Source organism: Exiguobacterium acetylicum (assembly GCF_022170825.1).
Classification (GTDB): Bacteria; Bacillota; Bacilli; order Exiguobacteriales; family Exiguobacteriaceae; genus Exiguobacterium_A; species Exiguobacterium_A acetylicum_B.
This window is the reverse complement of record NZ_CP081878.1, coordinates 2034292-2055057: the sequence shown is the minus strand read 5'-3', so window position 1 is coordinate 2055057 and position 20766 is coordinate 2034292. Positions and strand designations below refer to the sequence as shown.

Annotated in this window: 21 protein-coding genes and 1 riboswitch; of the genes, 18 read left to right on the top strand and 3 right to left on the bottom strand. The window is 48.4% G+C overall.

The genetic code is table 11. The annotated features are described in order from the left end of the window. Positions 1 to 15 precede the first annotated feature (15 nt). Positions 16 to 125, top strand: a riboswitch (TPP riboswitch). Between the two features lie 62 nt (positions 126 to 187). Continuing rightward, positions 188 to 748 (top strand): energy-coupled thiamine transporter ThiT, encoded by a 561-nt coding sequence (gene thiT, locus K6T22_RS10920; RefSeq protein ID WP_238237120.1) that lies wholly within the window; start codon positions 188 to 190, stop codon positions 746 to 748. 1 nt (position 749) lies between these two features. Further along, positions 750 to 1352, top strand: a complete 603-nt coding sequence (locus K6T22_RS10915) for a thiamine diphosphokinase (protein ID WP_238237112.1) — start codon at positions 750 to 752, stop codon at positions 1350 to 1352. Positions 1353 to 1406: 54 nt separating this feature from the next. Here the strand turns inward: K6T22_RS10915 and K6T22_RS10910 are convergent, their stop codons facing one another. Next, positions 1407 to 2810 carry an amino acid permease gene (locus K6T22_RS10910; RefSeq protein ID WP_238237110.1) on the bottom strand — a complete coding sequence of 468 codons (1404 nt, stop codon included), beginning with the start codon at positions 2808 to 2810 and terminating at the stop codon, positions 1407 to 1409. Between the two features lie 140 nt (positions 2811 to 2950). Beyond that, on the bottom strand, positions 2951 to 3139 hold the full coding sequence (gene rpmB, locus K6T22_RS10905) for a 50S ribosomal protein L28 (RefSeq protein ID WP_023468758.1): 189 nt from the start codon (positions 3137 to 3139) through the stop codon (positions 2951 to 2953). A gap of 283 nt (positions 3140 to 3422) precedes the next feature. Here rpmB and K6T22_RS10900 point away from each other — a divergent pair, with 283 nt between their 5' ends. The 11 genes from K6T22_RS10900 to rnc all read left to right on the top strand — a co-directional run bounded on the left by K6T22_RS10900 (position 3423) and on the right by rnc (position 13611). Continuing rightward, positions 3423 to 3785 (top strand): Asp23/Gls24 family envelope stress response protein, encoded by a 363-nt coding sequence (locus K6T22_RS10900; RefSeq protein WP_023468757.1) that lies wholly within the window; start codon positions 3423 to 3425, stop codon positions 3783 to 3785. A gap of 25 nt (positions 3786 to 3810) precedes the next feature. Then, positions 3811 to 5484, top strand: coding sequence for a DAK2 domain-containing protein (locus K6T22_RS10895; protein WP_238237109.1), 1674 nt, complete (start codon positions 3811 to 3813; stop codon positions 5482 to 5484). A 100-nt stretch (positions 5485 to 5584) separates the two neighbouring features. Then, the gene (gene sdaAB / locus K6T22_RS10890; protein ID WP_023468755.1) at positions 5585 to 6247 is read left to right on the top strand and encodes an L-serine ammonia-lyase, iron-sulfur-dependent subunit beta; all 663 of its coding nucleotides are present in this window, start codon (positions 5585 to 5587) and stop codon (positions 6245 to 6247) included. Between the two features lie 4 nt (positions 6248 to 6251). Next, complete coding sequence (gene sdaAA, locus K6T22_RS10885) at positions 6252 to 7148, top strand: L-serine ammonia-lyase, iron-sulfur-dependent, subunit alpha (protein WP_053453810.1); 897 nt, start codon at positions 6252 to 6254, stop codon at positions 7146 to 7148. Continuing rightward, the gene (recG, locus tag K6T22_RS10880) at positions 7132 to 9162 is read left to right on the top strand and encodes an ATP-dependent DNA helicase RecG (RefSeq protein ID WP_238237108.1); all 2031 of its coding nucleotides are present in this window, start codon (positions 7132 to 7134) and stop codon (positions 9160 to 9162) included. The genes sdaAA and recG overlap by 17 nt, the downstream gene beginning before the upstream one ends. Before the next feature lie 85 nt (positions 9163 to 9247). Continuing rightward, on the top strand, positions 9248 to 9817 hold the full coding sequence (fapR, locus tag K6T22_RS10875) for a transcription factor FapR (protein ID WP_023468752.1): 570 nt from the start codon (positions 9248 to 9250) through the stop codon (positions 9815 to 9817). Then, on the top strand, positions 9814 to 10809 hold the full coding sequence (gene plsX, locus K6T22_RS10870; protein ID WP_238237107.1) for a phosphate acyltransferase PlsX: 996 nt from the start codon (positions 9814 to 9816) through the stop codon (positions 10807 to 10809). Before fapR ends, plsX begins: the two co-directional genes overlap by 4 nt. Positions 10810 to 10825: 16 nt before the next feature. Continuing rightward, complete coding sequence (gene fabD / locus K6T22_RS10865) at positions 10826 to 11746, top strand: ACP S-malonyltransferase (RefSeq protein ID WP_238237103.1); 921 nt, start codon at positions 10826 to 10828, stop codon at positions 11744 to 11746. Further along, the gene (gene fabG / locus K6T22_RS10860; protein ID WP_238237102.1) at positions 11743 to 12474 is read left to right on the top strand and encodes a 3-oxoacyl-[acyl-carrier-protein] reductase; all 732 of its coding nucleotides are present in this window, start codon (positions 11743 to 11745) and stop codon (positions 12472 to 12474) included. Before fabD ends, fabG begins: the two co-directional genes overlap by 4 nt. Positions 12475 to 12544: 70 nt before the next feature. Then, a complete protein-coding gene (acpP, locus tag K6T22_RS10855) occupies positions 12545 to 12784 on the top strand; it encodes an acyl carrier protein (RefSeq protein ID WP_053453806.1) in 240 nt (79 codons plus the stop codon). Positions 12785 to 12840: 56 nt separating this feature from the next. Further along, a complete protein-coding gene (gene rnc / locus K6T22_RS10850) occupies positions 12841 to 13611 on the top strand; it encodes a ribonuclease III (protein ID WP_023468747.1) in 771 nt (256 codons plus the stop codon). 70 nt (positions 13612 to 13681) lie between these two features. Here rnc and K6T22_RS10845 read toward each other — a convergent pair whose 3' ends face one another. Continuing rightward, positions 13682 to 13882, bottom strand: coding sequence for a DUF1128 family protein (locus tag K6T22_RS10845; protein WP_029342093.1), 201 nt, complete (start codon positions 13880 to 13882; stop codon positions 13682 to 13684). A 126-nt stretch (positions 13883 to 14008) separates the two neighbouring features. Here K6T22_RS10845 and smc point away from each other — a divergent pair, with 126 nt between their 5' ends. The 5 genes from smc to rpsP all read left to right on the top strand — a co-directional run bounded on the left by smc (position 14009) and on the right by rpsP (position 20724). Next, the gene (smc, locus tag K6T22_RS10840) at positions 14009 to 17572 is read left to right on the top strand and encodes a chromosome segregation protein SMC (RefSeq protein WP_238237100.1); all 3564 of its coding nucleotides are present in this window, start codon (positions 14009 to 14011) and stop codon (positions 17570 to 17572) included. Beyond that, positions 17569 to 18573 carry a signal recognition particle-docking protein FtsY gene (gene ftsY, locus K6T22_RS10835; protein ID WP_023468744.1) on the top strand — a complete coding sequence of 335 codons (1005 nt, stop codon included), beginning with the start codon at positions 17569 to 17571 and terminating at the stop codon, positions 18571 to 18573. The genes smc and ftsY overlap by 4 nt, the downstream gene beginning before the upstream one ends. Before the next feature lie 99 nt (positions 18574 to 18672). Next, the gene (locus K6T22_RS10830; RefSeq protein WP_023468743.1) at positions 18673 to 18993 is read left to right on the top strand and encodes a putative DNA-binding protein; all 321 of its coding nucleotides are present in this window, start codon (positions 18673 to 18675) and stop codon (positions 18991 to 18993) included. Between the two features lie 12 nt (positions 18994 to 19005). Beyond that, complete coding sequence (gene ffh / locus K6T22_RS10825; protein ID WP_023468742.1) at positions 19006 to 20355, top strand: signal recognition particle protein; 1350 nt, start codon at positions 19006 to 19008, stop codon at positions 20353 to 20355. A gap of 93 nt (positions 20356 to 20448) precedes the next feature. Beyond that, positions 20449 to 20724: a 30S ribosomal protein S16 gene (gene rpsP, locus K6T22_RS10820; RefSeq protein WP_023468741.1), complete on the top strand. Its 276-nt coding sequence runs from the start codon at positions 20449 to 20451 to the stop codon at positions 20722 to 20724. Positions 20725 to 20766 lie beyond the last annotated feature (42 nt).

Sequence of the window (20766 nt, the reverse complement as noted above, 5' to 3'; positions counted from 1 at the left end):
GAGAAAACGAAATATGATGACCGCAAGGGGTGTCGCTTAAAAAGCGGCTGAGAGGAGTCTTTTCGACTTTAACCCTTCGAACCTGTTCCGTTCAAACGGACGTAGGGATGTGGCGCACGCAGGCAGTACGGCGTTCGTCGTACTGCCTTTTTGCGTCCCGTTTTATTCCATGAAGGAGGAAATTAGCATGAAACGGTTACAAATGATGATGGAAATTGCCATCTTCGCAAGTCTCGGAGTCGTCTTTGATTTATTGATTCCATTCAAAATGCCACAAGGAGGCTCAATCAGCTTAGCGATGCTTCCCATATTCGTTATGGCGTTTCGCCATGGTGTCGTCGGAGGTGTCGTCACTGGAGCACTAGTCGGTACGATCCAATTGATGTTTGCCCCGCAAGTCTTGACGGTCGTTCAACCACTACTTGATTATACGATTGCCTATGGTGTTGTCGGATTAAGTGGTCTGTTTGCGCGTCAAGTTAGACAAGCCGCGCGTAACGGACAAAAGAAAAGCTTGATGGCGTTCGTTCTTCTTGCGACACTGTTAGGAGCGGGACTTCGATATATCTGTCATGTCATTAGTGGGATCGTCTTTTTTGCCGAGTATGCTGAGGGTCCAGTCGTACCGTATTCATTGATTTATAATGCGACATACATGGTTCCGTCTTACGTTCTTTGCGGTGTCGTCACAGGTCTTCTATTCACGACTGCACCACGCTTACTTCGCTATTCAGCACGAGGTGTTTAATATGCGGGCGATTCTTGTCTGTGCGGGTCCGCAAGAAGAGGTACCGGACTTACGGACGTTTTGTCAGATCAATGATTTCATCGTTGGTGTCGATGGTGGTGTTCAAACGATTGAATCGTTTGGGCTGACATGTGATATGACGATTGGTGATTTTGATTCACTTGGCTATGTACCTGAAGGCGCAATCGTCCATCCGGCAGAGAAAGATGAGACGGATCTCGAACTTGCACTTCGGACAGTGTCAGAGATGGAACGGGGTGAGGAGATCATCATCGTCGGAGCGACAGGCGGACGACTCGATATGACCGTTCAAAATGTCTATCTGTTGAAGCAATATCCAGAAGCACGACTCGTAACGAAACGAGAAGAGGTGCGGTACTTGGCTGCGGGAACGTATCCAGTCGAAGCAGGGGGCTATCATTATCTTTCATTTATCCCGCTTGTGCCGTCGATTCTAAGTTTATCTGGAGTTAAATACCCACTCGATAAACATCCGGTTCCTGTTGGAGGATCATTGACTGTCAGCAATGAATGGAGCGCGTCTGAAGCGAAAGTAGTACTCCATCAAGGAGAACTATTGATGATGCGAACACTTAAGGAATAGAACAAGCATAAGAAAAGAGGCCGTGGATAATCCGCAGCCTCTTTTCTTATGAAATTATTCTTCGAGTTGAGAAGGAGCGACACGGATGTCGCTTTGTGCTGCTAGATGTTTTCCTTTGACGAAGAGATGATAGCTTCCCCACATGACGAGGAAGAATGGAACACCGATGTATAGGGCAATCCGCTGGTCCACTTGAAACGCAAGACTAACGAGGACGACGACGTTTAACGTCAACGAAATCAGCGGTAACACCGGATAGAGCGGTGTCTTGAATTTCAATTCGGATAGATCATGTCCGTTTCGCAAGAACTGCCGACGAAATGCGAGTTGAGAAGCAGAGATGGAAATCCAACCGACTTGAGCACCGAGCCCAGCTAAGGATAAGAGCCAAATAAAGACGGTATCCTCTGCGAAAAAGGCTGTTAGAAGCGATAACATCGCAAACATCATCGTAAAGAGTAAAGCACGCATCGGTACACCTCGTGCATTGACGTAAGATAATTTCTTTGAAATCATGCCTTCTTGCGACATCGCCCATAACATTCGGGTTGCCGCATACAGTCCCGAGTTACCGACAGATAATAGTGCTGTCAAGACAACGATATTCATTAAATCAGCAGCATAAGGGATGCCGATTGCATCAAAGACCATGATGAACGGGCTGCTGACTCCGCCAGCTGTCTCATATGGAATCAAGGCACCAACGATCGTAATTGATAAGACAAAGAAGATGAACGTACGCCAGACTGTATTCCGGATCGCTTTTGGAATCGATTTTTCAGGCGTGTCGGACTCCCCAGCCGCGACACCAATCAATTCGGTTCCTTGGAAAGCGAAGTTGACGGCAATCATCGTCGTCAAGACACCGAGAATCCCGTTTGGAAACCAACCGCTTGCCGTAAAGTTCGCAAATAACGTTGTCGGACGATCTGCTTCCATCGGTAACCAGCCGAACCAAGCAGCACCACCGAGGACGATGAAGAAGAGAATCGCGAGTACCTTTAAACTCGAGAACCAAAATTCTGCTTCACCGAACGCTTTGGCTGAGACGGCATTCAGACCAAACAGTAAGACCGTAAAGACGGTACACCAGACGACGACTGGTACATTCGGGAACCAACGATCCATCAAACTGCCAGCAGCCGTGATTTCGAGTGCGACTGTCACAGCCCAGCCGAGCCAATAAATCCAACCGACGGCAAAGCCGATTCCTGGTCCGATGAACCGGGTCGTATAGGTCTGAAATGACCCCGAGACCGGCATATAGACCGCTAATTCCCCTAGACATAACATCGTCAGATACATGATGGTCCCACCCACGATGTAACTGAGGACCGCCCCGAGAGGTCCTGCTTGTGAAATCGTTAACCCTGACCCTAAAAATAAGCCTGTTCCGATGATCCCGCCGAGTGAGATCATGAACAGGTGTCGACTCGTCATCTCTCGTTTGAGTTGCATGATGACTTCCCCCAATTCTGACAAAATAAAGTACGTTCCTATTGTAAGCGTTTTCAATAAAAGCGACAATTAGTTTATGAGAAAAATAAATGAGGGTATAAAAAAACCGGAAGGGAAGATTCCCATCCGGTGGTTGCGCCTTATACGCGTTCGACTTTACCTGATTTAAGAGCTCGAGCTGAAACCCAAACCTTTTTCGGCTTACCGTCGACGAGGATACGTACTTTTTGTACGTTGACTCCCCAAGTACGTTTTGTTTTGTTCAATGCGTGTGAACGGTTGTTACCCGACTTTGGCGATTTCCCAGTAACGTAGCATTTACGTGCCATGCGTTCCGCCTCCTTTTATGTTGTTTTGCGTTCGTCCTAATAGACACTTTGCTATCTTAGCATGGTGTCAGGGCGGTTGCAACATAAAAAAAGTAGCTGACAAGAAAAAAACTTGACAGACAACCTCGAAATTTAAAATAATGGATGAGGATGATGGTAAAAGTTCATTTGACCGCTACTATTTTTCACTTATTCATTGTATAGTCAGTACGGCGACTTTTCAATAGTAGGTCCTTATAGTAGAATTATGAGAAGAATACAATATTCAAAGGGGGCTACTCAGGTGGCGATCGAGATGAAAACGACCTATGGAAAGATTGATGTAGATAATGATGTCGTCGCGCAACTTGCGGGCGGTGCGGCAATGGAATGTTTTGGTGTCGTTGGTATGGCATCCCAGTCTCAAATCAAGGATGGTCTTGCTGAACTCTTAAAACGTGAGAACTTTGCACGCGGTGTCATCGTTCGACAGGCTTCAGAGCAGGTCCATATCGATATGCATATCATCGTAAGTTATGGAACGAAAATCTCAGAGGTGGCGAATAACGTACAGAGTCGCGTGAAATACACGCTCAGTCAGGCACTAGGTCTTGACGTGACATCTGTGAACATCTTTGTCCAAGGAGTCCGCTTGACGAATGTCTAAGGCGGGAATAGAGGAGGAAACTTTAGTGAGTGTAGATCGTTTAACAGGAGCGCAGTTAGTCAAGATGATTCAAAATGGCGCGGCGAATCTCTATCAAAATGCAGATTTCGTCGATTCATTGAATGTCTTCCCTGTGCCAGATGGTGATACGGGAACGAACATGAATTTGACGATGACTTCAGGTGCAAAAGAAGCAGGTAAATCGACATCGGATTCTGTATCGGAAGTCGCGAACGTCTTCGCACGTGGATTATTAATGGGTGCACGCGGAAACTCAGGCGTCATCTTGAGTCAATTGTTCCGTGGATTCTCAAAATCAATCGAAGGAAAAACGACGATTGATACGAAGGAATTCGCAGATGCGTTGCAAAAAGGTGTCGATACAGCATACAAAGCGGTCATGAAACCAGTCGAAGGAACAATCTTGACGGTTGCTCGTGAAACAGCTGTTGCGGCCATCGCACAATCTGAGACGACGCCGGATTTCTTAGAGTTGATGCGTCAACTCGTCGAAGCTTCGAAAGTGTCGCTCGACGGAACACCGGATCTTCTTCCGGTATTAAAAGAAGTAGGTGTCGTTGACTCAGGTGGTCAAGGTCTCGTCTGCATCTATGAAGGGTTCCTTGCAACGCTTGAAGGAAAAGAACTGGATAAGCCGCATGCGCCTGTCATGGAAGCACTCGTCGAAGCAGAGCATCACAAAACGGCTCAAAGCTTCATGTCGACAGAAGAAATTCATTACGGTTACTGCACGGAGATCATGGTTCGTTTCCAAGATGACAAGCTCGCAAATGCACCGTTCAGCGAAGAAGACTTCCGTAACGAATTAGCGGAATTCGGTGATTCGTTGCTCGTCGTTGCGGATGAAGAGCTCCTTAAAGTTCACGTTCATGTTGAAACGCCAGGAGAAGTCATCACAAAAGGACAACGTTTTGGTGAACTCGTCGCTGTTAAGATCGAAAACATGCGTCAACAACATTCGACGATCCTCGAAGAAGAAGGCGCGAACCAAGTCACGCCAGTCGCTGCACCGAAGGCAAAAGCGAAAGCAGCCCTCGTGACAGTCGCAATGGGTGAAGGAATCAGTGAACTCTTCAAATCACTCGGTGTCAGTGTCGTCATCGAAGGTGGACAAACGATGAACCCGTCGACGGAAGATATCGTCAAGGCGATCGAAGATGCACATGCTGAACATGTCTACGTCTATCCGAACAACTCGAACATCATCATGGCGGCTGAACAAGCGGCATCTGTTGCCTCTTGCGGTGTAACGGTCGTGAAATCAAAAACAGTCCCACAAGGATTGGCGGCAACGATCGTCTATAACCCAGAAGCGACTGTCGAAGAAAACGAAGCGCATATGGCAGATGCGATTGCAGCTGTTAAATCAGGTCAAGTCACATATGCTGTACGTGATACGAACATCGATGGTGTTGAGATCAAGAAGGACGACCATATGGCGATTGCTGAAAAACAAATCGTCGCTACGGACGGTTCAAGTCTTGGTGCTGTTAAGAAACTCGTCGATACACTCGTCACGGAAGACGATGAGATCATCACGGTTCTTTACGGTGAAGGCGTCTCAACAGATGAAGTTGACGCACTCGTCGCATACATCGAATCGGTCAATCCAGATGCTGAAGTGGAAGTACACGACGGTAAACAACCACTTTATTCGTACATTTTAAGCGTCGAATAAAACCATCATACTGAAAAAAGGCGACTAGCCTTTTCACGAATCCCACCATCTGCGATAATAGAGGTGGGATTTCGTTTGTTTCATAGAGAGGGGAAAAGAGATGAAATATCGTAGCGTCTTTGACATCATCGGACCGGTCATGGTCGGTCCATCGAGCTCGCATACAGCAGGTGCTGCACGGATTGGATTGATGGCGGGTAAATTGTTCGGGGAAACACCAACGGTCATCCATATCACGTTTTATGGGTCATTTGCTGATACGTATCGTGGACACGGAACGGACGTCGCGATTATTGGCGGTGTTCTCGGATACGACACGTTTGACGACCGAATTCCGCAATCGATCGACATCGCAAAATCAAAAGGGATTGAGATTCATTTTGAGACGAGTGAAGCGTTGACGGATCATCCGAATACGGCTCGTGTCCACTTGACGAATGGTGTAGAAGAGTTTGAACTTGTCGGGATTTCAATTGGTGGGGGAACGATTGAGATCACGGAACTAAATGGTGTGCCGCTTCGTTTGTCCGGTGGGGGACCGGCACTCGTCGTCTTACACCATGACCGCTTTGGTGCGATTGCTGCCGTGACGAGCATACTGGCTGATTACGAAATCAACATCGGTCACATGGAAGTATCACGGCACGAAAAAGGAAAACAAGCACTTATGGCGATTGAAATTGATGACCGAATTACAGCAGAAGTGTTGGAAGAAATCGATCGGTTACCTCAAGTCGAGCGTGCCGTCATGATGGGAGAGTGAAGACATGTTTAAATCCGTAAAAGAACTCGTCGCCATCGCGACGGAACGAAATATTCCGATTTCGGAAGTCATGATTGAACAAGAGATGACGGTTCGTCATTTAGAGCGCGATGAAGTTTATGCGATGATGGAGCGAAACCTACAAGTCATGGAAGAAGCAGTAGCTCGTTCACTTGACGGAGAAGGTGTCCAGTCAGTGACTGGATTAACAGGCGGGGACGCTGTCTTGCTTCAACGGTACCGTGCCTCAGGTAAAGGTTTGTCAGGAGATCTGCTACTTGATGCCGTCAGTAAAGCGATCGGTACGAACGAAGTCAATGCTGCGATGGGGAAAATTTGTGCGACACCAACGGCAGGAAGTGCCGGAGTTGTACCCGGTACGCTATTTGCGGTCAAAGATCGCTTGAATCCAACGCGTGAGCAGATGTTACGTTTCTTGTTCACATCCGGTGCGTTCGGATTTGTCGTTGCGAACAATGCGTCGATCTCCGGAGCAGCTGGTGGTTGTCAGGCAGAGGTCGGTTCAGCGACAGCGATGGCAGCAGCTGCCATCGTTGAGATGGCGGGCGGAACGCCGGATCAATCGGCACACGCGTTTGCGATTGCCCTGAAAAATATGCTCGGACTCGTCTGTGATCCGGTTGCTGGACTCGTAGAAGTGCCGTGCGTCAAACGAAATGCAATGGGTGGAGCGAATGCGGTCGTCGCTGCCGATATGGCACTCGCTGGAATCACGTCACGGATTCCGTGTGATGAAGTCATCTCAGCCATGCATGAAATTGGTCAGATGATGCCATCTGCACTTCGCGAAACGGCAAAAGGTGGACTAGCGAATACGCCAACTGGTCGCTGGCTCGAAGCAAAAATCTTCGGAGAGTTATCGAATGAATCCATCACGTGACGTCAAGACATTAAAAGGTGTCGGACGGGATTTGGCGAAAAAACTAGAAGAGATGAATATTCTCACCGTTGCGGACGTGCTTGAGCACGTCCCGTTTCGTTATGACGATTTCGTGACGGGAAGTCTAACGGAAGCGATTCATGAGGATAAAGTTAAATTCACGGGGCAAGTCCAGTCCGAACCGCTTGTGCGCTATTACGGAAAAGGGAAGAACCGGTTGACGTTCCGCTTGCTCGTCGAAGAACGGTATAGTGTGACCGTAACGATGTTCAACCGAGCATTTTACAAAGACCAACTGCAACTCGGAGCAGAAGTGACGGTCAGCGGCAAATGGGATTTACACCGGATGACGATCTCTGCGACGGAGTTGCAATTTGGAGCGATCGAAGGTGAATTGACACCGGTCTATTCGTTACGTGGCGATATGCGGATGAAGACGTTCCGTCGTGTCGTTGATTTAGCATTTAAAGAGACGGAGACGTTAGGTGAGCGGATTCCTGACAGCATTCGCAAGACATACCGATTGCAAGACCGGATGACGATGCTGAAGGCACTCCATTTCCCGACGAATCGAAAAGAGTTAACGGCTGCTCGTCGGAGTTATGTCTATGAGGAGTGTCTTTATTTTCAGCTGAAGTTACAGGCGTTGCGTCTTGGACGACGAAAAGGTCAAGGGATTGCCTTACCGCTACATGAAGCGGATATAGCGAATTTCATCCAGAGTCTACCGTTTCCACTGACAGGTGCGCAACAGCGCGTGACAAAAGAAATCTTAGACGATATCGGACGTGGCGAACGGATGAACCGACTGTTGCAAGGGGACGTTGGAAGCGGAAAGACTGTCATCGCAGCGATTGCGCTATTTGCGACGGTTCGTGCCGGAAAACAAGGTGCTTTAATGGTGCCGACAGAAATTTTAGCAGAACAGCATGCGGCGTCGCTTGCTCCATTGCTTGAACCGCTCGGGATTCGCGTCGGTTTACTGACAAGCTCCGTTAAAGGAAAAGCACGGGTGCATTTACTAGAAGCGCTCGTAACGGGAGAGATTGATGTCTTAGTCGGGACACATGCACTGATTCAAGATACCGTCCAGTTCAAGGCATTACATCTCGTCATCACCGATGAACAACATCGATTCGGTGTCGAACAACGAAAACGTCTGCGGGCAAAAGCAGAACAAGCAGATGTATTATATATGACAGCAACACCGATTCCGCGTACGCTTGCGATATCGGTCTTCGGCGATATGGATGTTTCGATCATCGATGAGATGCCGGCGGGACGAAAGGAAATCGAGACCTACTGGGCGAAGCCGCAACAGATGGAGCGCGTCTTCGGGTTCGTCGAGAAAGAATTGTCGCAAGGACGACAAGCCTACGTCATCACGCCATTGATCGAGGAATCCGAATCACTTGAGGTTCAAAATGCGATTGAATTACATGCGATACTGACCGAACGGTTCGAACCGTATCAAGTCGGTTTGATGCATGGACGACTGACGTCTTCCGAAAAAGATGATGTCATGCAGGCATTCAAGGAAAACGCTGTTCAGATCCTTGTTTCGACGACAGTCGTCGAGGTCGGCGTAAACGTTCCGAATGCATCAATCATCGTCATTCATGATGCGGAACGTTTCGGACTCGCCCAACTGCACCAGTTGAGAGGGCGCGTTGGACGAGGAGATGCCCAGTCTTATTGTATTCTGATTGCTGACCCATCTTCTGACACGGGTAAAGAACGCATCAAAACGATGACGGAAACGAACGACGGCTTTAAATTAGCCGAGAAAGATTTAAAGCTACGTGGTGCCGGTAATTTCTTTGGAACCGAACAGAGTGGTTTACCGCGATTCGTCTTGACCGATCCGGCGCTCGATATACAAGTCATGGAGACGGCACGGCAGGACGCGGTCCGATTACTGCGATCGGATGCCTTTTGGCAAGCACAAGAATACAGTGTCTTGCGTGAATTTATCGAACGCCAAGGGTTGCTTGAAGGAGAAAGAATCGAATAATACTTGAAAGTGAACAACAAGGGATATATACTACTGTTAGTACCAGGTAATAATAGTGGTCATCCTTCTTGTGGGAGGAACATACATGCGGGTACCTAAAAAAGAAAGACAGCAAGAGTTATTACAGACGATCGAGCAAAATCCGTTCATCACGGATGAAGCGCTGGCAACACGATTTCGTGTTAGTATCCAGACGATTCGTCTGGACCGGATGGAATTAAAGATTCCAGAATTACGGGAGCGAATTAAACATGTCGCGACCGAACGCCTCGATGATGTGCGTACGTTGACTGAAAATGAAGTCATTGGTGATATGATTGACCTGAAGCTCGATACATCTGCTATCTCAATCCTTGAGATTTTGCCGGAACATGCGTTTAGTCGAAATGCGATCGCCCGCGGACATATTTTGTTCGCGCAGGCAAACTCGCTTGCGATTGCGCTCATCGACGATGAACTCGCGTTGACGACACGTGCGAACGTCCAGTTCACACGCTCCGTTCACGTCGGGGAACGCGTCGTTGCGAAGGCATTCGTCAGTTCGCATCGTCAAGATGGACGTTCTGACATCACGGTAGAGAGTTATGTCGGTGAAGAATGTGTCTTCATTGGCGAATTTACGGTGTATCGAAGTAGTAAGGAGGAATCGAAATGATTTTAGCAGTTGACGCCATGGGGGGCGATCACGCACCCCGTGCCATCGTAGAAGGGGTCGTTGCCTACTTGGCAGAACGTCCAAAGGAAAACATCGATATCCGATTAGTCGGAGATGAGTTGAAGTTACGCTCATACACAATCGAGGATCCGCGCGTGACGATCGTCCACGCGGCATCCGTCATCACCGGAGAAGATGAACCGGTACGTGCGATTCGCCGCAAGAAAGATAGCTCACTCGTTGTGGCTGCAAACCTGGTGAAATCGGGAGAAGCAGATGCCTTGATTTCAGCAGGCAACACGGGAGCGCTCATGACTGCCGGATTGTTCGTCATCGGTCGTATCGAAGGGGTTGACCGTCCTGCACTGGCCCCGACCTTCCCGACACGTAATGGGAAAGGTGTCGTCATCTTAGATGTTGGCGCTAACCCAGATGCGAAGGCAGAGCATTTGCTTGATTATGCCATCATGGGTTCTGTCTACGCAGAACAAGTTCGCGGCATCACGCGTCCGAAAGTCGGACTCCTCAATATCGGATCAGAAGCCGGTAAAGGGAATGCGCTGACGAAGGAAACGTATCCGCTACTTGAGACAGCCCCGATTCATTTCGTTGGGAACGTCGAGGCGAGAGAAGCGATGAGCGGTGACGTCGATGTCATCGTCACGGAAGGTTTTGCCGGTAATACGTTACTTAAAAGTACAGAAGGTGCAGCAAGCATGATCATGGGTGTGATGAAGGAACAATTCATGAGCTCTTGGACATCAAAGCTCGCCGCTCTCGTACTAAAACCGAAGTTGAAAAAAATGAAGCAGTTGCTCGCCTATGAAGAATATGGTGGGGCTGGATTATTTGGGATTGCGGCGCCGGTCATCAAAGCGCATGGTTCAAGTAATGCTTATGCGTTTAGCCGGGCGCTTGCTCAGGCAGAAAAGATGGTCGAACAAGACGTCGTTTCCAAAATCGTTCAAGCGAAAGCAACTGAAGCACGTTAAAAAGGAGTGAGACGAGATGGGGAAAACAGTTTGGATGTTTCCAGGACAAGGGTCGCAAACTCCTGGAATGGGACAGACGCTCATCACGCAAGAAGAGACACGCCAAGCACTCGCTGACCTCGGAACGCGAATTGGTCTGGACCTGACGACGCTGATGACGACAGGAACGAAGGATGAATTGAAAGCGACGGATATCGCTCAACCAGCCATCGTCGCACATAGTGCTCTACTCGCACAGCAGTATGCATCACAAGGACATACACCTGATTTTGTACTCGGACACAGTGTCGGAGAGTACAGCGCGCTAGTCGCAGCTTCTGTCATCACACCGTCTGAAGCCGTCTATCTCGTCCGCGAACGCGGAAAACTCATGAACCAAGTCACAGGCGGAACGATGGCGGCGGTCATCGGCATGAATGATGTTGAGGCAGCGCATCACGCGGTCGAATCAATTGCGGCAACGGGAGAAATCGTTCAAATCGCTAACTACAACTGTCCTGGACAATTCGTCATCTCAGGACAAATCGCAGCGGTTGAATCTGCCACAGCGAAGTTAAAAGAACTTGGAGCAAAACGTGTTTTACCACTCGATGTATCGGGTGCGTTCCACTCGTCGCTCATGACACCATTCGCACCACGATTCGAAGACATTCTCGTCTCGTCACCGTTTGAAACGGCGAAGACGAAGTTCATCTCGAACGTCGACAGTGCGTTCCACGATCAACCGGATGAATTGATTCGTTTGCTCGTCCAACAGCTTTACTCGCCTGTTCGATTCGAATCATGTGTTGAGCGTCTGATCGAAGAAGGTGCCGATACGTTCATCGAGTTTGGTCCGTCGTCTCCGCTTAGCGGTCTCGTGAAACGAATCAAAAAAGATGCGAAGATCATCAGCATCACGACACTTGAGCAATTGGAAGCGGAGGGAATTCGTTGAGTAAAGTAGCACTCGTCACAGGCGCATCGCGTGGAATCGGTGCTGCCATCGCAAAGCGATTGGCAACAGACGGTTTCCGTGTTGTCGTCAACTATGCAGGAAGTACGGACAAGGCGGAAGCTGTCGTCCGTGAGATCAAAGAAGCAGGCGGCGAAGCACTCGCGATTCAAGCGAATGTCGCTGAAGTGGATGCCGTCAAGCAGATGATCAAACAGACGATCGACACGTTCGGTCAACTGGATTGTGTCGTCAATAATGCCGGCATCACGCGTGATGGCTTATTAATGCGCATGAAGGAAGCGGATTTTGATGCTGTCATCGATACGAACCTCAAAGGAGCGTTCCTTGTCACACAAGCGGCGACACGTCCGTTGTTAAAAACAAGCGGTCGTATTATCAATATCGCGTCGGTCGTCGGTATTTCCGGCAATCCGGGGCAAGCCAACTATGTCGCAGCAAAAGCGGGACTGATCGGGCTGACGAAATCCGTCGCACGTGAACTCGCTAGTAAAGGCGTCACAGTCAATGCGATCTGTCCGGGATTCATCGAAACGGACATGACGGATGAATTGACGGAAGAACAGCGGAACCTGTCACTTGGGCAAATTCCGTTGAAACGCTTCGGTCAAACGGAGGATATCGCTTCACTCGTCAGTTTCATCGCTTCAGATGAAGCGCGTTACATCACTGGTCAAACACTTGCCGTTGATGGCGGCATGACGATGTAACATAAGTAACGGTAGTACTTTGCCAAATTGGCAATCATCTTATATACTCAACTCATGGAGGGATTTTAAAATGACAAAAGAACAAATCTTAGTAGACGTACAAGAAGCAATCGCAGAAAAATTAGGAAAAGAACAAAGTGAAATCACACTCGATAAATCGTTCAAAGACGACCTCGGTGCTGACTCTCTAGAAGTTATGGAACTCGTCATGGACTTAGAAGACAAGTTCGAAATCACGATCGAAGATGAGCAAGCAGAAAACTTGAAGACTGTCGGCGATGTCGTTAGCTACATCGAAACACAAGTCTGATCATTGAAGCTGACCCACCGCATTTTGCGGTGGGCTTTAGCTGTTTAGGAGGAACTATGACGAATCAAAAAGGACGTCGTGTCCGAAAAGGACCTTATGTCAAACGACGCAAAGATGCACGAACGCTCGCTCAAATCGAGCAGAAATTCGAAGCGTTACAAGAGCGTCTTAACATCACATTTTCCAATGTCGAACTATTGAAACAAGCCTTCACGCACTCTTCGTTCGTCAATGAACAACGTGAGTCTGAAGGAGATAACGAACGCCTTGAATTTTTAGGGGATGCGGTCCTAGAGTTGACGGTATCACGCTATCTATTCGAACACTACCCGGAACGTTCCGAGGGGGAATTAACGAAATTGCGAGCGGCGATCGTCTGCGAACCGTCACTCGTCCAATTTGCGAATCACTATCAGTTTTCCGATATGATTCTGTTAGGTAAGGGGGAAGAACTGACCGGTGGTCGGAACCGTCCAGCCTTGCTTGCGGATGTCTTCGAATCCTTCATTGGGGCCTTGTATCTCGATCAAGGTATCGAAGCAGCCGAACGATTCCTCGCCGAAGCGGTTTTTCCGAAAGTGGCGACAGGCTTCTTCGAAGAGCAGACGGATTTTAAGAGTCAATTACAAGAAGCCATTCAACGTGTCGGTCTAGGTGTCATTGAGTATGAAATCATCGAAGAACGCGGTCCAGCGCATAGTCGGGAGTTCATCTCCCGTGTCCAAGTCGCCGATGAACTCGAAGGCATCGGGACAGGGCGGTCGAAAAAAGAGGCAGAACAACAGGCGGCAAAACAAGCCTTACTTGAATTAAAGAAACAATTTTAAACAACAAAAAGCCGACCATCTCTTAAACGCGTGAGAGATGATCGGCTTTTATCGTGTGATGCTCGCTCAATTAGACAGTCTTAAGGGATTTCAATTCGTCGACGATTGCGTCAACTTCTGCGAGAGACAACGAGTCTCGCATCATGACGAACTCATAAATCTCTTTTAAGTCTTCGTTTTTTGAGCCGTCGAACTGGTCTGCTTTAATGACCCCTTTATTGATGATGTTCAATTTATCTAAGATCGCTTCAATCATTTGTTCAATTGTCATCGTGTTATTCGCTCCTCTTCTTCTTGTTTCGCGTGATACTACCTTAAAACCTATCATGTTGCTAGCGTTTCGGCTATGGTAAACTGAAAGAAATTCAAAAGAAATTTAAACATACGGGTGATCAAGATGTACTTAAAACGAATTGAAATCAATGGCTTCAAATCTTTTGCTAGTCGAACTGAACTAGAATTCCTTCCAGGTGTCACGGCAGTCGTCGGACCGAACGGAAGTGGGAAATCAAATATATCGGACGCTGTCCGCTGGGTGCTCGGAGAACAATCGGCGAAGTCGCTGCGTGGAGCAAAAATGGAAGATGTCATTTTTGCTGGTAGTCTATCCGAACATCGGAAACAATTTGCTGAGGTGACACTCGTCTTAGACAATGAGTCAGGAACGGTCGCGTTACCTTATCAAGAGATTAGCGTCACGCGACGTGTCAGTCGCAATGGAGATAGTGATTATTTTTTAAATAAAAAACCATGTCGCCTGAAGGACGTTCTCGATCTATTCATGGACACTGGTCTGTCCCGTGACGCGTTTGCGATCATCGGACAAGGACGAGTCGAACAAGTCATTTCGGGGAAACCGGAAGAACGTCGTGCTGTCATTGAGGAAGCAGCAGGCGTCTTGAAATACCGCCACCGGAAGAAACAAGCAGAACGGAAACTAAGTGATACAGAAACGAATCTATCACGTGTCGATGATATTTTATATGAGCTTGGTGGTCGAATCGAGCCATTACGCGAACAAGCGGCGCTCGCAAAAGAGTATCTCGTCGCTCGCGAACGTCATGACGAATTAGAACGTGGCATTCTCGCACAGGAAATCACGACGTATCAGACGGAACTTGAAACATTGGCGCATGACATCGAGCAATGTGAAGAACGACTTGCGCTCCAAAAGACGACCTACGAAGAGACGATCGTTTCGCGGGAGACGCAAGAGACGACGCTCGAAGAAGAGCGACAACGCGAAAATGACTTACAAGAACAACTCCGACATGTCTCGACTCGACTCGTCGAGATCCAGGGAGCGCTCAACTTAGCAAAAGAGCGTGAAAAACATGGTACCGAGACGAAGGAGCGACTTGAGCAAGAAGTCGCTGTCATGGAAGAGCGTGTCAAAGAGTTAGAATTAGAATTAGCAGCACTTCAAGCACGCCAAGCAGAAGTCGATCAGGAAGCAACACGGATCACGGCTGAGCGAGAACGTGCTGATCAAGCGCTGACGCAAACAGATCGTGACTTTGATAAAGAAGCTGAGGAATTACGCTCAGAAGCCTTTGAAGTGGCAAGCCGGTTGGCTGCGACGAATAACGCTTTCAATCGAGCGAAGCAAGATCTCGCACAGGCGCAAGAACAGCAACGCACCTTTACGGCAGATAGTGGTTCGAAGCAGTCGACCCGTCGTCAGCTGGAAGAAGACGTCGCTCGACTAGAAGCGGACGTTGCTTCGATTCGGACGAAACTGGATCAAGCAACAGAGGAAGAGGCAACGGCACTTACGGCGAGAAACGAACAACAACACGTATTACGTCAAGTTGAACAATCCGTTGCTGATTTAGAACGCCGTCGCCATAAGACGGAAGACCGGATTGAGTTCCTCGAATCCGTCAAAGCGGATTATAGCGGCTATTTCGGTGCCGTTAAGACAATCTTAAAACAACGGGACCATCATCCAGGAATCCACGGAGCGGTTGCGGAGTTGATTTCGGTACCAGCGCGCTTTGAAGCGGCGATCGAAACAGCGCTTGGTGGAGCAATGCAAAATATCGTCGTTGATACCGATGCGACCGGTCGTCGTTTGATTCAGGAACTCAGACGATTAAATGCAGGTCGCGCGACGTTCATGCCGCTCGCATCACTTCAAGCGCGGGAAGTTAACCGTTCGGTGCGAGAGCAAGTCGGTGGAATGTCTGGATTCGTCGGGATTGCGAGTGATCTCGTGACGACCGACGAGACGTTGACGAAGTTAAAGATGAACTTACTCGGGACGACACTGGTCGTCGAGTCGCTTGAACAGGCAAACCAAATTGCCCGTTCGACAGGCCATCGTTATCGTCTCGTCACGCTTGAAGGCGACGTCGTTAACGTCGGCGGAACGATGACCGGCGGAAGTCGTAAAAAAGGTACACCATTGTTCAGTCAAACGCGTGAGCTCGAAGAGTTAAAAGAGGGACTGACGCGTGGGCAAGCTGTCATTCGTGAGCAGATGCGCCGCTTAGAAGATCTTCGAGAGGCGATTCAGACGCTTGACGCTACCGCACGAACGCGCACGGAAACAATCCAAACATTACAAGGACAACTGGAACAGTCGCGCGATACGTTAGCTGATGCCAACCGTCATCTCGCCGTCATGACGTCTGAATTATCGGTTGAAGATCGGCAGATGGCACGCGTGCTTGAACAAGAACAAGAAGCACGTCGGATCATCGAGACGTCCGAAGTCGAGATTGCGACATGGACGGCGCGTCAAATAGAGCTCAGACAAGCTCTGGATCGTCTGAAGGATGCCCAAGCCCGTGGTGCCGTCACGATGGACGAACTGAAGAAGGAACAGGCTGAGGCGGTTCTCGAAGAGCGGACGATTCAAATGAAACAAGCGCAGCTTACTCAAGATATCGAACGTCTGACGGAACAGATGAGCCACGCAAAACTCGAACGCGGACATAAACGACGCGACTTGCGTCATGTTCTCGAAGGATTCGATGAGGCGAAAATCGATGCTCTGCACGCAGAACAGCGTGAACAGGAGCAAAAACAACAACAAGTCGAGGCGGATCTCGTCGCAATCGGACAACGGATTCAAGTGCAGGCGGAATCTCTGCGATTGATCCGGATTCGTGAAGCGAAGACAAAAGACGATCAACAAACGACGAAACAGACGCTTGAGCAACTGCGTCTTGCGCAAGGAAAAACGAGTACACGTCTTGAAACAAGACAAGAAATGCTCGACGAGATGGGATTACTGCTCGAGTTGATTGCACCGCTCGATTTACCGTATGAAGAGGCGAAAGAAGAAATTCACCTGCTTAAACGCCAACTTGAAGAGATTGGCATCGTCAACATCGGTGCGATTGAGGAATTCGCAGAAGTCGATGAACGGTTTACGTTCCTATCAGCGCAACGTGATGATCTTGTCGCTGCTAAAACGGATCTCTATGGCGTCATCGAAGAGATGGACCGAGAAGTCATTCGGTTGTTCCGTCAAACGTATGATGCTGTCCGTGAGCACTTCCGGGAAACATTCCGCGAGTTGTTCGGTGGCGGAGAAGCCGATCTAGTCCTCGTTGATCCAAGTGATTTGTTGACGAGTGGGATTGATATCGTTGCGAAACCACCAGGGAAGAAGTTGCAGAATCTGTCGCTCTTATCAGGCGGAGAACGTGCCTTGACGGCAATCGCCTTATTATTCGCGATTCTAAAGACTCGCCCCGTACCATTCTGTGTGCTCGATGAGGTCGAAGCAGCGCTTGACGAAGCAAACGTCGCTCGATTTGGAGAGTTCGTCCATCAGCTAGCACGCGATACACAGTTCGTCATCATCACCCATCGGAAAGGGACGATGGAGGCGGCAGACGTTCTATATGGCGTTACGATGCAGCAAAACGGGATATCTGAAGTGTTATCCGTTAAACTAGAAGAGGCACGACGTACATTAAGTGAAGAACCAAAGGAGATTAAACGATGAGTTTCTTTAAAAAACTGAAAGACCGCTTGACGACTTCGACTCAAGAAGTCACGACTAAATTCACAGAAGGCTTGACGAAGACACGTGACGGACTAGCTAGTGCCGTCAATGATCTCGTCTACCGCTTCCGCGAAGTCGATGAAGATTTCTTCGAAGAATTAGAAGAAGTCTTAATCCAAGCCGACGTCGGTGTAACGACGACGATGGATTTAGTCGAGGAGTTAAAAACAGAAGTCAAACGCCGTAACGTCAAAGATCCAAAACAAGTCCGAGACGTCCTCGTTGAAGTTGTCGCGAACATGTTAGTCGAAGAGGAAGAGACGGCACTTGATCTTGATCACGAATTGAACGTTATCCTTTTCGTAGGTGTCAACGGTGTCGGGAAGACGACGACGATTGGGAAACTTGCGAACCGATTGAAACAAGAAGGTAAGAGTGTCATGTTAGCAGCGGGGGATACATTCCGTGCAGGTGCGATCGATCAGTTGCAAGTCTGGGGCGAACGCTCTGGTGTACCGGTCATTCGCCAAGGGGAAGGATCGGACCCAGCTGCTGTCGTCTACGACGCCGTTCAAGCAGCAAAAGCGCGTAAAGTCGACGTCCTGATTTGTGATACGGCAGGACGCCTTCAAAATAAGGTCAATTTGATGAACGAGCTCGAGAAAGTCAAACGCGTCATCGAACGTGAAATTCCAGGAGCGCCACATGAAGTGTTACTGGCACTTGACGCAACAACAGGGCAAAATGCGATGGTGCAAGCAAAAGCCTTTAAACAAGCGACGAACGTCAGCGGAATCGTCTTGACGAAGCTTGACGGGACAGCGAAGGGCGGGATCGTTCTTGCGATCAAGAACGAGCTGAATCTACCAGTCAAGTTTGTTGGTCTCGGTGAAAAAATCGATGATTTGCAACCGTTTGATGCAGAACAATTCGTGTATGGACTGTTCGGCGATGTCTTTGAAGAAAAGGAAAACGTCGACACGGAAGAAAGCGCAGAATAAGCGACGTTTCATGTAAAGAAAAAAACTTGACAACACACTGTGAGGGCTGTACTATACTATCTGTAAAGGAATTTCACTTAACATTGCGGAGGTGCTCGGATGACACTTGATAAAACGAACCGGATGAACTATCTGATTGACTTTTATCAGGAGCTTTTGACACCAAAACAACGGAACTATATGTCACTCTATTACTTAGATGACTTTTCCTTAGGTGAGATCGCCGATGAGTTTGAAGTCAGCCGACAAGCAGTCTACGACAACATAAAACGCACGGAAGCCATGCTTGAGCAATATGAGGAACGATTATCTCTGTTTAAGAAACATGAACGGCGAAAACAGTTGCTCGACCAGCTAAAGCAATGTGACCTTCCGGGTGAAGCCCTAGTGATCATTGAGACATTGGAGCAATTAGAGTAGGAGGCATTCTTAATGGCATTCGAAGGATTATCGGAACGGCTTCAAGCCAGTCTCGCTAAAATGCGAGGTAAAGGTAAGATTTCTGAAGCAGACGTCAAAGAGATGATGCGCGAAGTTCGCTTAGCGTTACTCGAAGCTGACGTTAACTTCAAGGTCGTCAAACAATTCGTAAATGATGTAAAGGAACGTGCCGTCGGACAGGATGTCATGACGTCTTTGACGCCAGGACAACAAGTCGTCAAGATCGTCCATGATGAACTGACGAATCTGATGGGTGCGGAAGTGTCGCCATTGACGCTTGCGAACCGTCCACCGACCGTCATCATGATGACAGGTCTGCAAGGGGCAGGTAAAACAACGACAACTGGTAAACTTGCCAATCATTTACGTAAAAAACATAATCGTAGTCCTTTGCTTGTTGCAGCGGATATTTATCGTCCGGCAGCAATCAAACAATTAGAGACACTCGGAAAACAATTGGAGTTACCGGTCTTCTCAATGGGAGATCAGGTCAGTCCGCAAGAAATTGTTACCGGTGCACTCGATTATGCAAAAGAGCATCATCACGATATCGTGTTGATCGATACGGCAGGTCGCCTACATGTTGATGAGGAACTGATGCAGGAACTCGTTGATGTGAAGGAAATTGCCAAACCGCATGAAATCTTCCTTGTCGTCGATTCGATGACGGGTCAGGATGCCGTCAACGTCGCAGAGAGTTTCAACGAGAAACTTGGCGTGACGGGAGTCGTTCTGACGAAGCTCGACGGAGATACGCGAGGTGGTGCAGCACTCTCCATCAAGGCAGTCACCGGAGCACCGATTAAATTCGTCGGTCTTGGAGAGAAGCTCGATGCCATCGAACCATTCTATCCCGAGCGGATGGCGTCTCGGATTTTAGGCATGGGAGACATGCTGACGCTGATTGAAAAAGCAGAGTCACAAATGGACGCTACGCGTGCCAAAGAGTTAGAAAGCAAAATGCGCGATGCATCGTTTACATTCGATGATTTCATCGAGCAGTTGCAGCAAGTGAAACAGATGGGTCCACTCGACGAACTGTTGGGAATGATCCCTGGGGCAGGCAAAGGGAAGATGAAGGGGTTGAAAAACGCCCAAATCGATGAGAAGCAACTCGTGTATGTCGAAGCGATTATCCAATCGATGACGAAGCGAGAGCGGACTGAACCTGAAATCTTGAATGCGAGTCGCCGGAAGCGGATTGCCCGTGGTAGTGGACGTAGTATTCAAGAAGTCAACCGTCTCATTAAACAGTTTGAAGACATGCGGAAAATGATGAAACAATTTTCCGGACAGATGGGCAAAGGGAAAAAGAAAGGCTTTGGTCTTCCATTCTTTTAAAAGTCTTTTCTCTTTTGCTGTAACGTTGTATACTAATGAAGTTGTCAATTTGACTAAACGAAAAAATTATTTATTATTTGGAGGGACTTACGAATGGCAGTTAAAATTCGTCTTAAGCGCATGGGCGCAAAAAAATCACCTTTCTACCGTGTGGTAGTAGCAGACTCACGTGCACCACGTGATGGTCGTTTCATCGAGCAAATCGGATACTACAATCCAGTTGCTAAACCAGAAGCAGAAGTTAAAATCAACGAAGAGCTAGCTCTTAAATGGCTCTCTGAAGGTGCTAAACCTTCGGACACAGTTCGTAACCTCTTCTCACAAGCTGGTATCATGGAGAAATTCCACAACGCGAAACTCGCGAAGTAAGACGTTAGGAGGTGAGCGAAAGCTTACCTCCTTTTTTTAATT

Bases quoted from the DNA above. Each gene is read 5' to 3' on its own strand.
- ffh (WP_023468742.1), top strand. From the start codon at position 19,006: ATGGCATTCGAAGGATTATCGGAACGGCTTCAAGCCAGTCTCGCTAAA.
- sdaAB (WP_023468755.1), top strand. From the start codon at position 5,585: ATGAAATATCGTAGCGTCTTTGACATCATCGGACCGGTCATGGTCGGT.
- K6T22_RS10915 (WP_238237112.1), top strand. From the start codon at position 750: ATGCGGGCGATTCTTGTCTGTGCGGGTCCGCAAGAAGAGGTACCGGAC.
- recG (WP_238237108.1), top strand. From the start codon at position 7,132: ATGAATCCATCACGTGACGTCAAGACATTAAAAGGTGTCGGACGGGAT.
- rpmB (WP_023468758.1), bottom strand. From the start codon at position 3,139: ATGGCACGTAAATGCTACGTTACTGGGAAATCGCCAAAGTCGGGTAAC.
- acpP (WP_053453806.1), top strand. From the start codon at position 12,545: ATGACAAAAGAACAAATCTTAGTAGACGTACAAGAAGCAATCGCAGAA.
- fabD (WP_238237103.1), top strand. From the start codon at position 10,826: ATGGGGAAAACAGTTTGGATGTTTCCAGGACAAGGGTCGCAAACTCCT.
- fapR (WP_023468752.1), top strand. From the start codon at position 9,248: ATGCGGGTACCTAAAAAAGAAAGACAGCAAGAGTTATTACAGACGATC.
- sdaAA (WP_053453810.1), top strand. From the start codon at position 6,252: ATGTTTAAATCCGTAAAAGAACTCGTCGCCATCGCGACGGAACGAAAT.
- plsX (WP_238237107.1), top strand. From the start codon at position 9,814: ATGATTTTAGCAGTTGACGCCATGGGGGGCGATCACGCACCCCGTGCC.
- K6T22_RS10845 (WP_029342093.1), bottom strand. From the start codon at position 13,882: ATGACAATTGAACAAATGATTGAAGCGATCTTAGATAAATTGAACATC.
- K6T22_RS10830 (WP_023468743.1), top strand. From the start codon at position 18,673: ATGACACTTGATAAAACGAACCGGATGAACTATCTGATTGACTTTTAT.
- rnc (WP_023468747.1), top strand. From the start codon at position 12,841: ATGACGAATCAAAAAGGACGTCGTGTCCGAAAAGGACCTTATGTCAAA.
- smc (WP_238237100.1), top strand. From the start codon at position 14,009: ATGTACTTAAAACGAATTGAAATCAATGGCTTCAAATCTTTTGCTAGT.
- K6T22_RS10910 (WP_238237110.1), bottom strand. From the start codon at position 2,810: ATGCAACTCAAACGAGAGATGACGAGTCGACACCTGTTCATGATCTCA.
- ftsY (WP_023468744.1), top strand. From the start codon at position 17,569: ATGAGTTTCTTTAAAAAACTGAAAGACCGCTTGACGACTTCGACTCAA.
- rpsP (WP_023468741.1), top strand. From the start codon at position 20,449: ATGGCAGTTAAAATTCGTCTTAAGCGCATGGGCGCAAAAAAATCACCT.
- thiT (WP_238237120.1), top strand. From the start codon at position 188: ATGAAACGGTTACAAATGATGATGGAAATTGCCATCTTCGCAAGTCTC.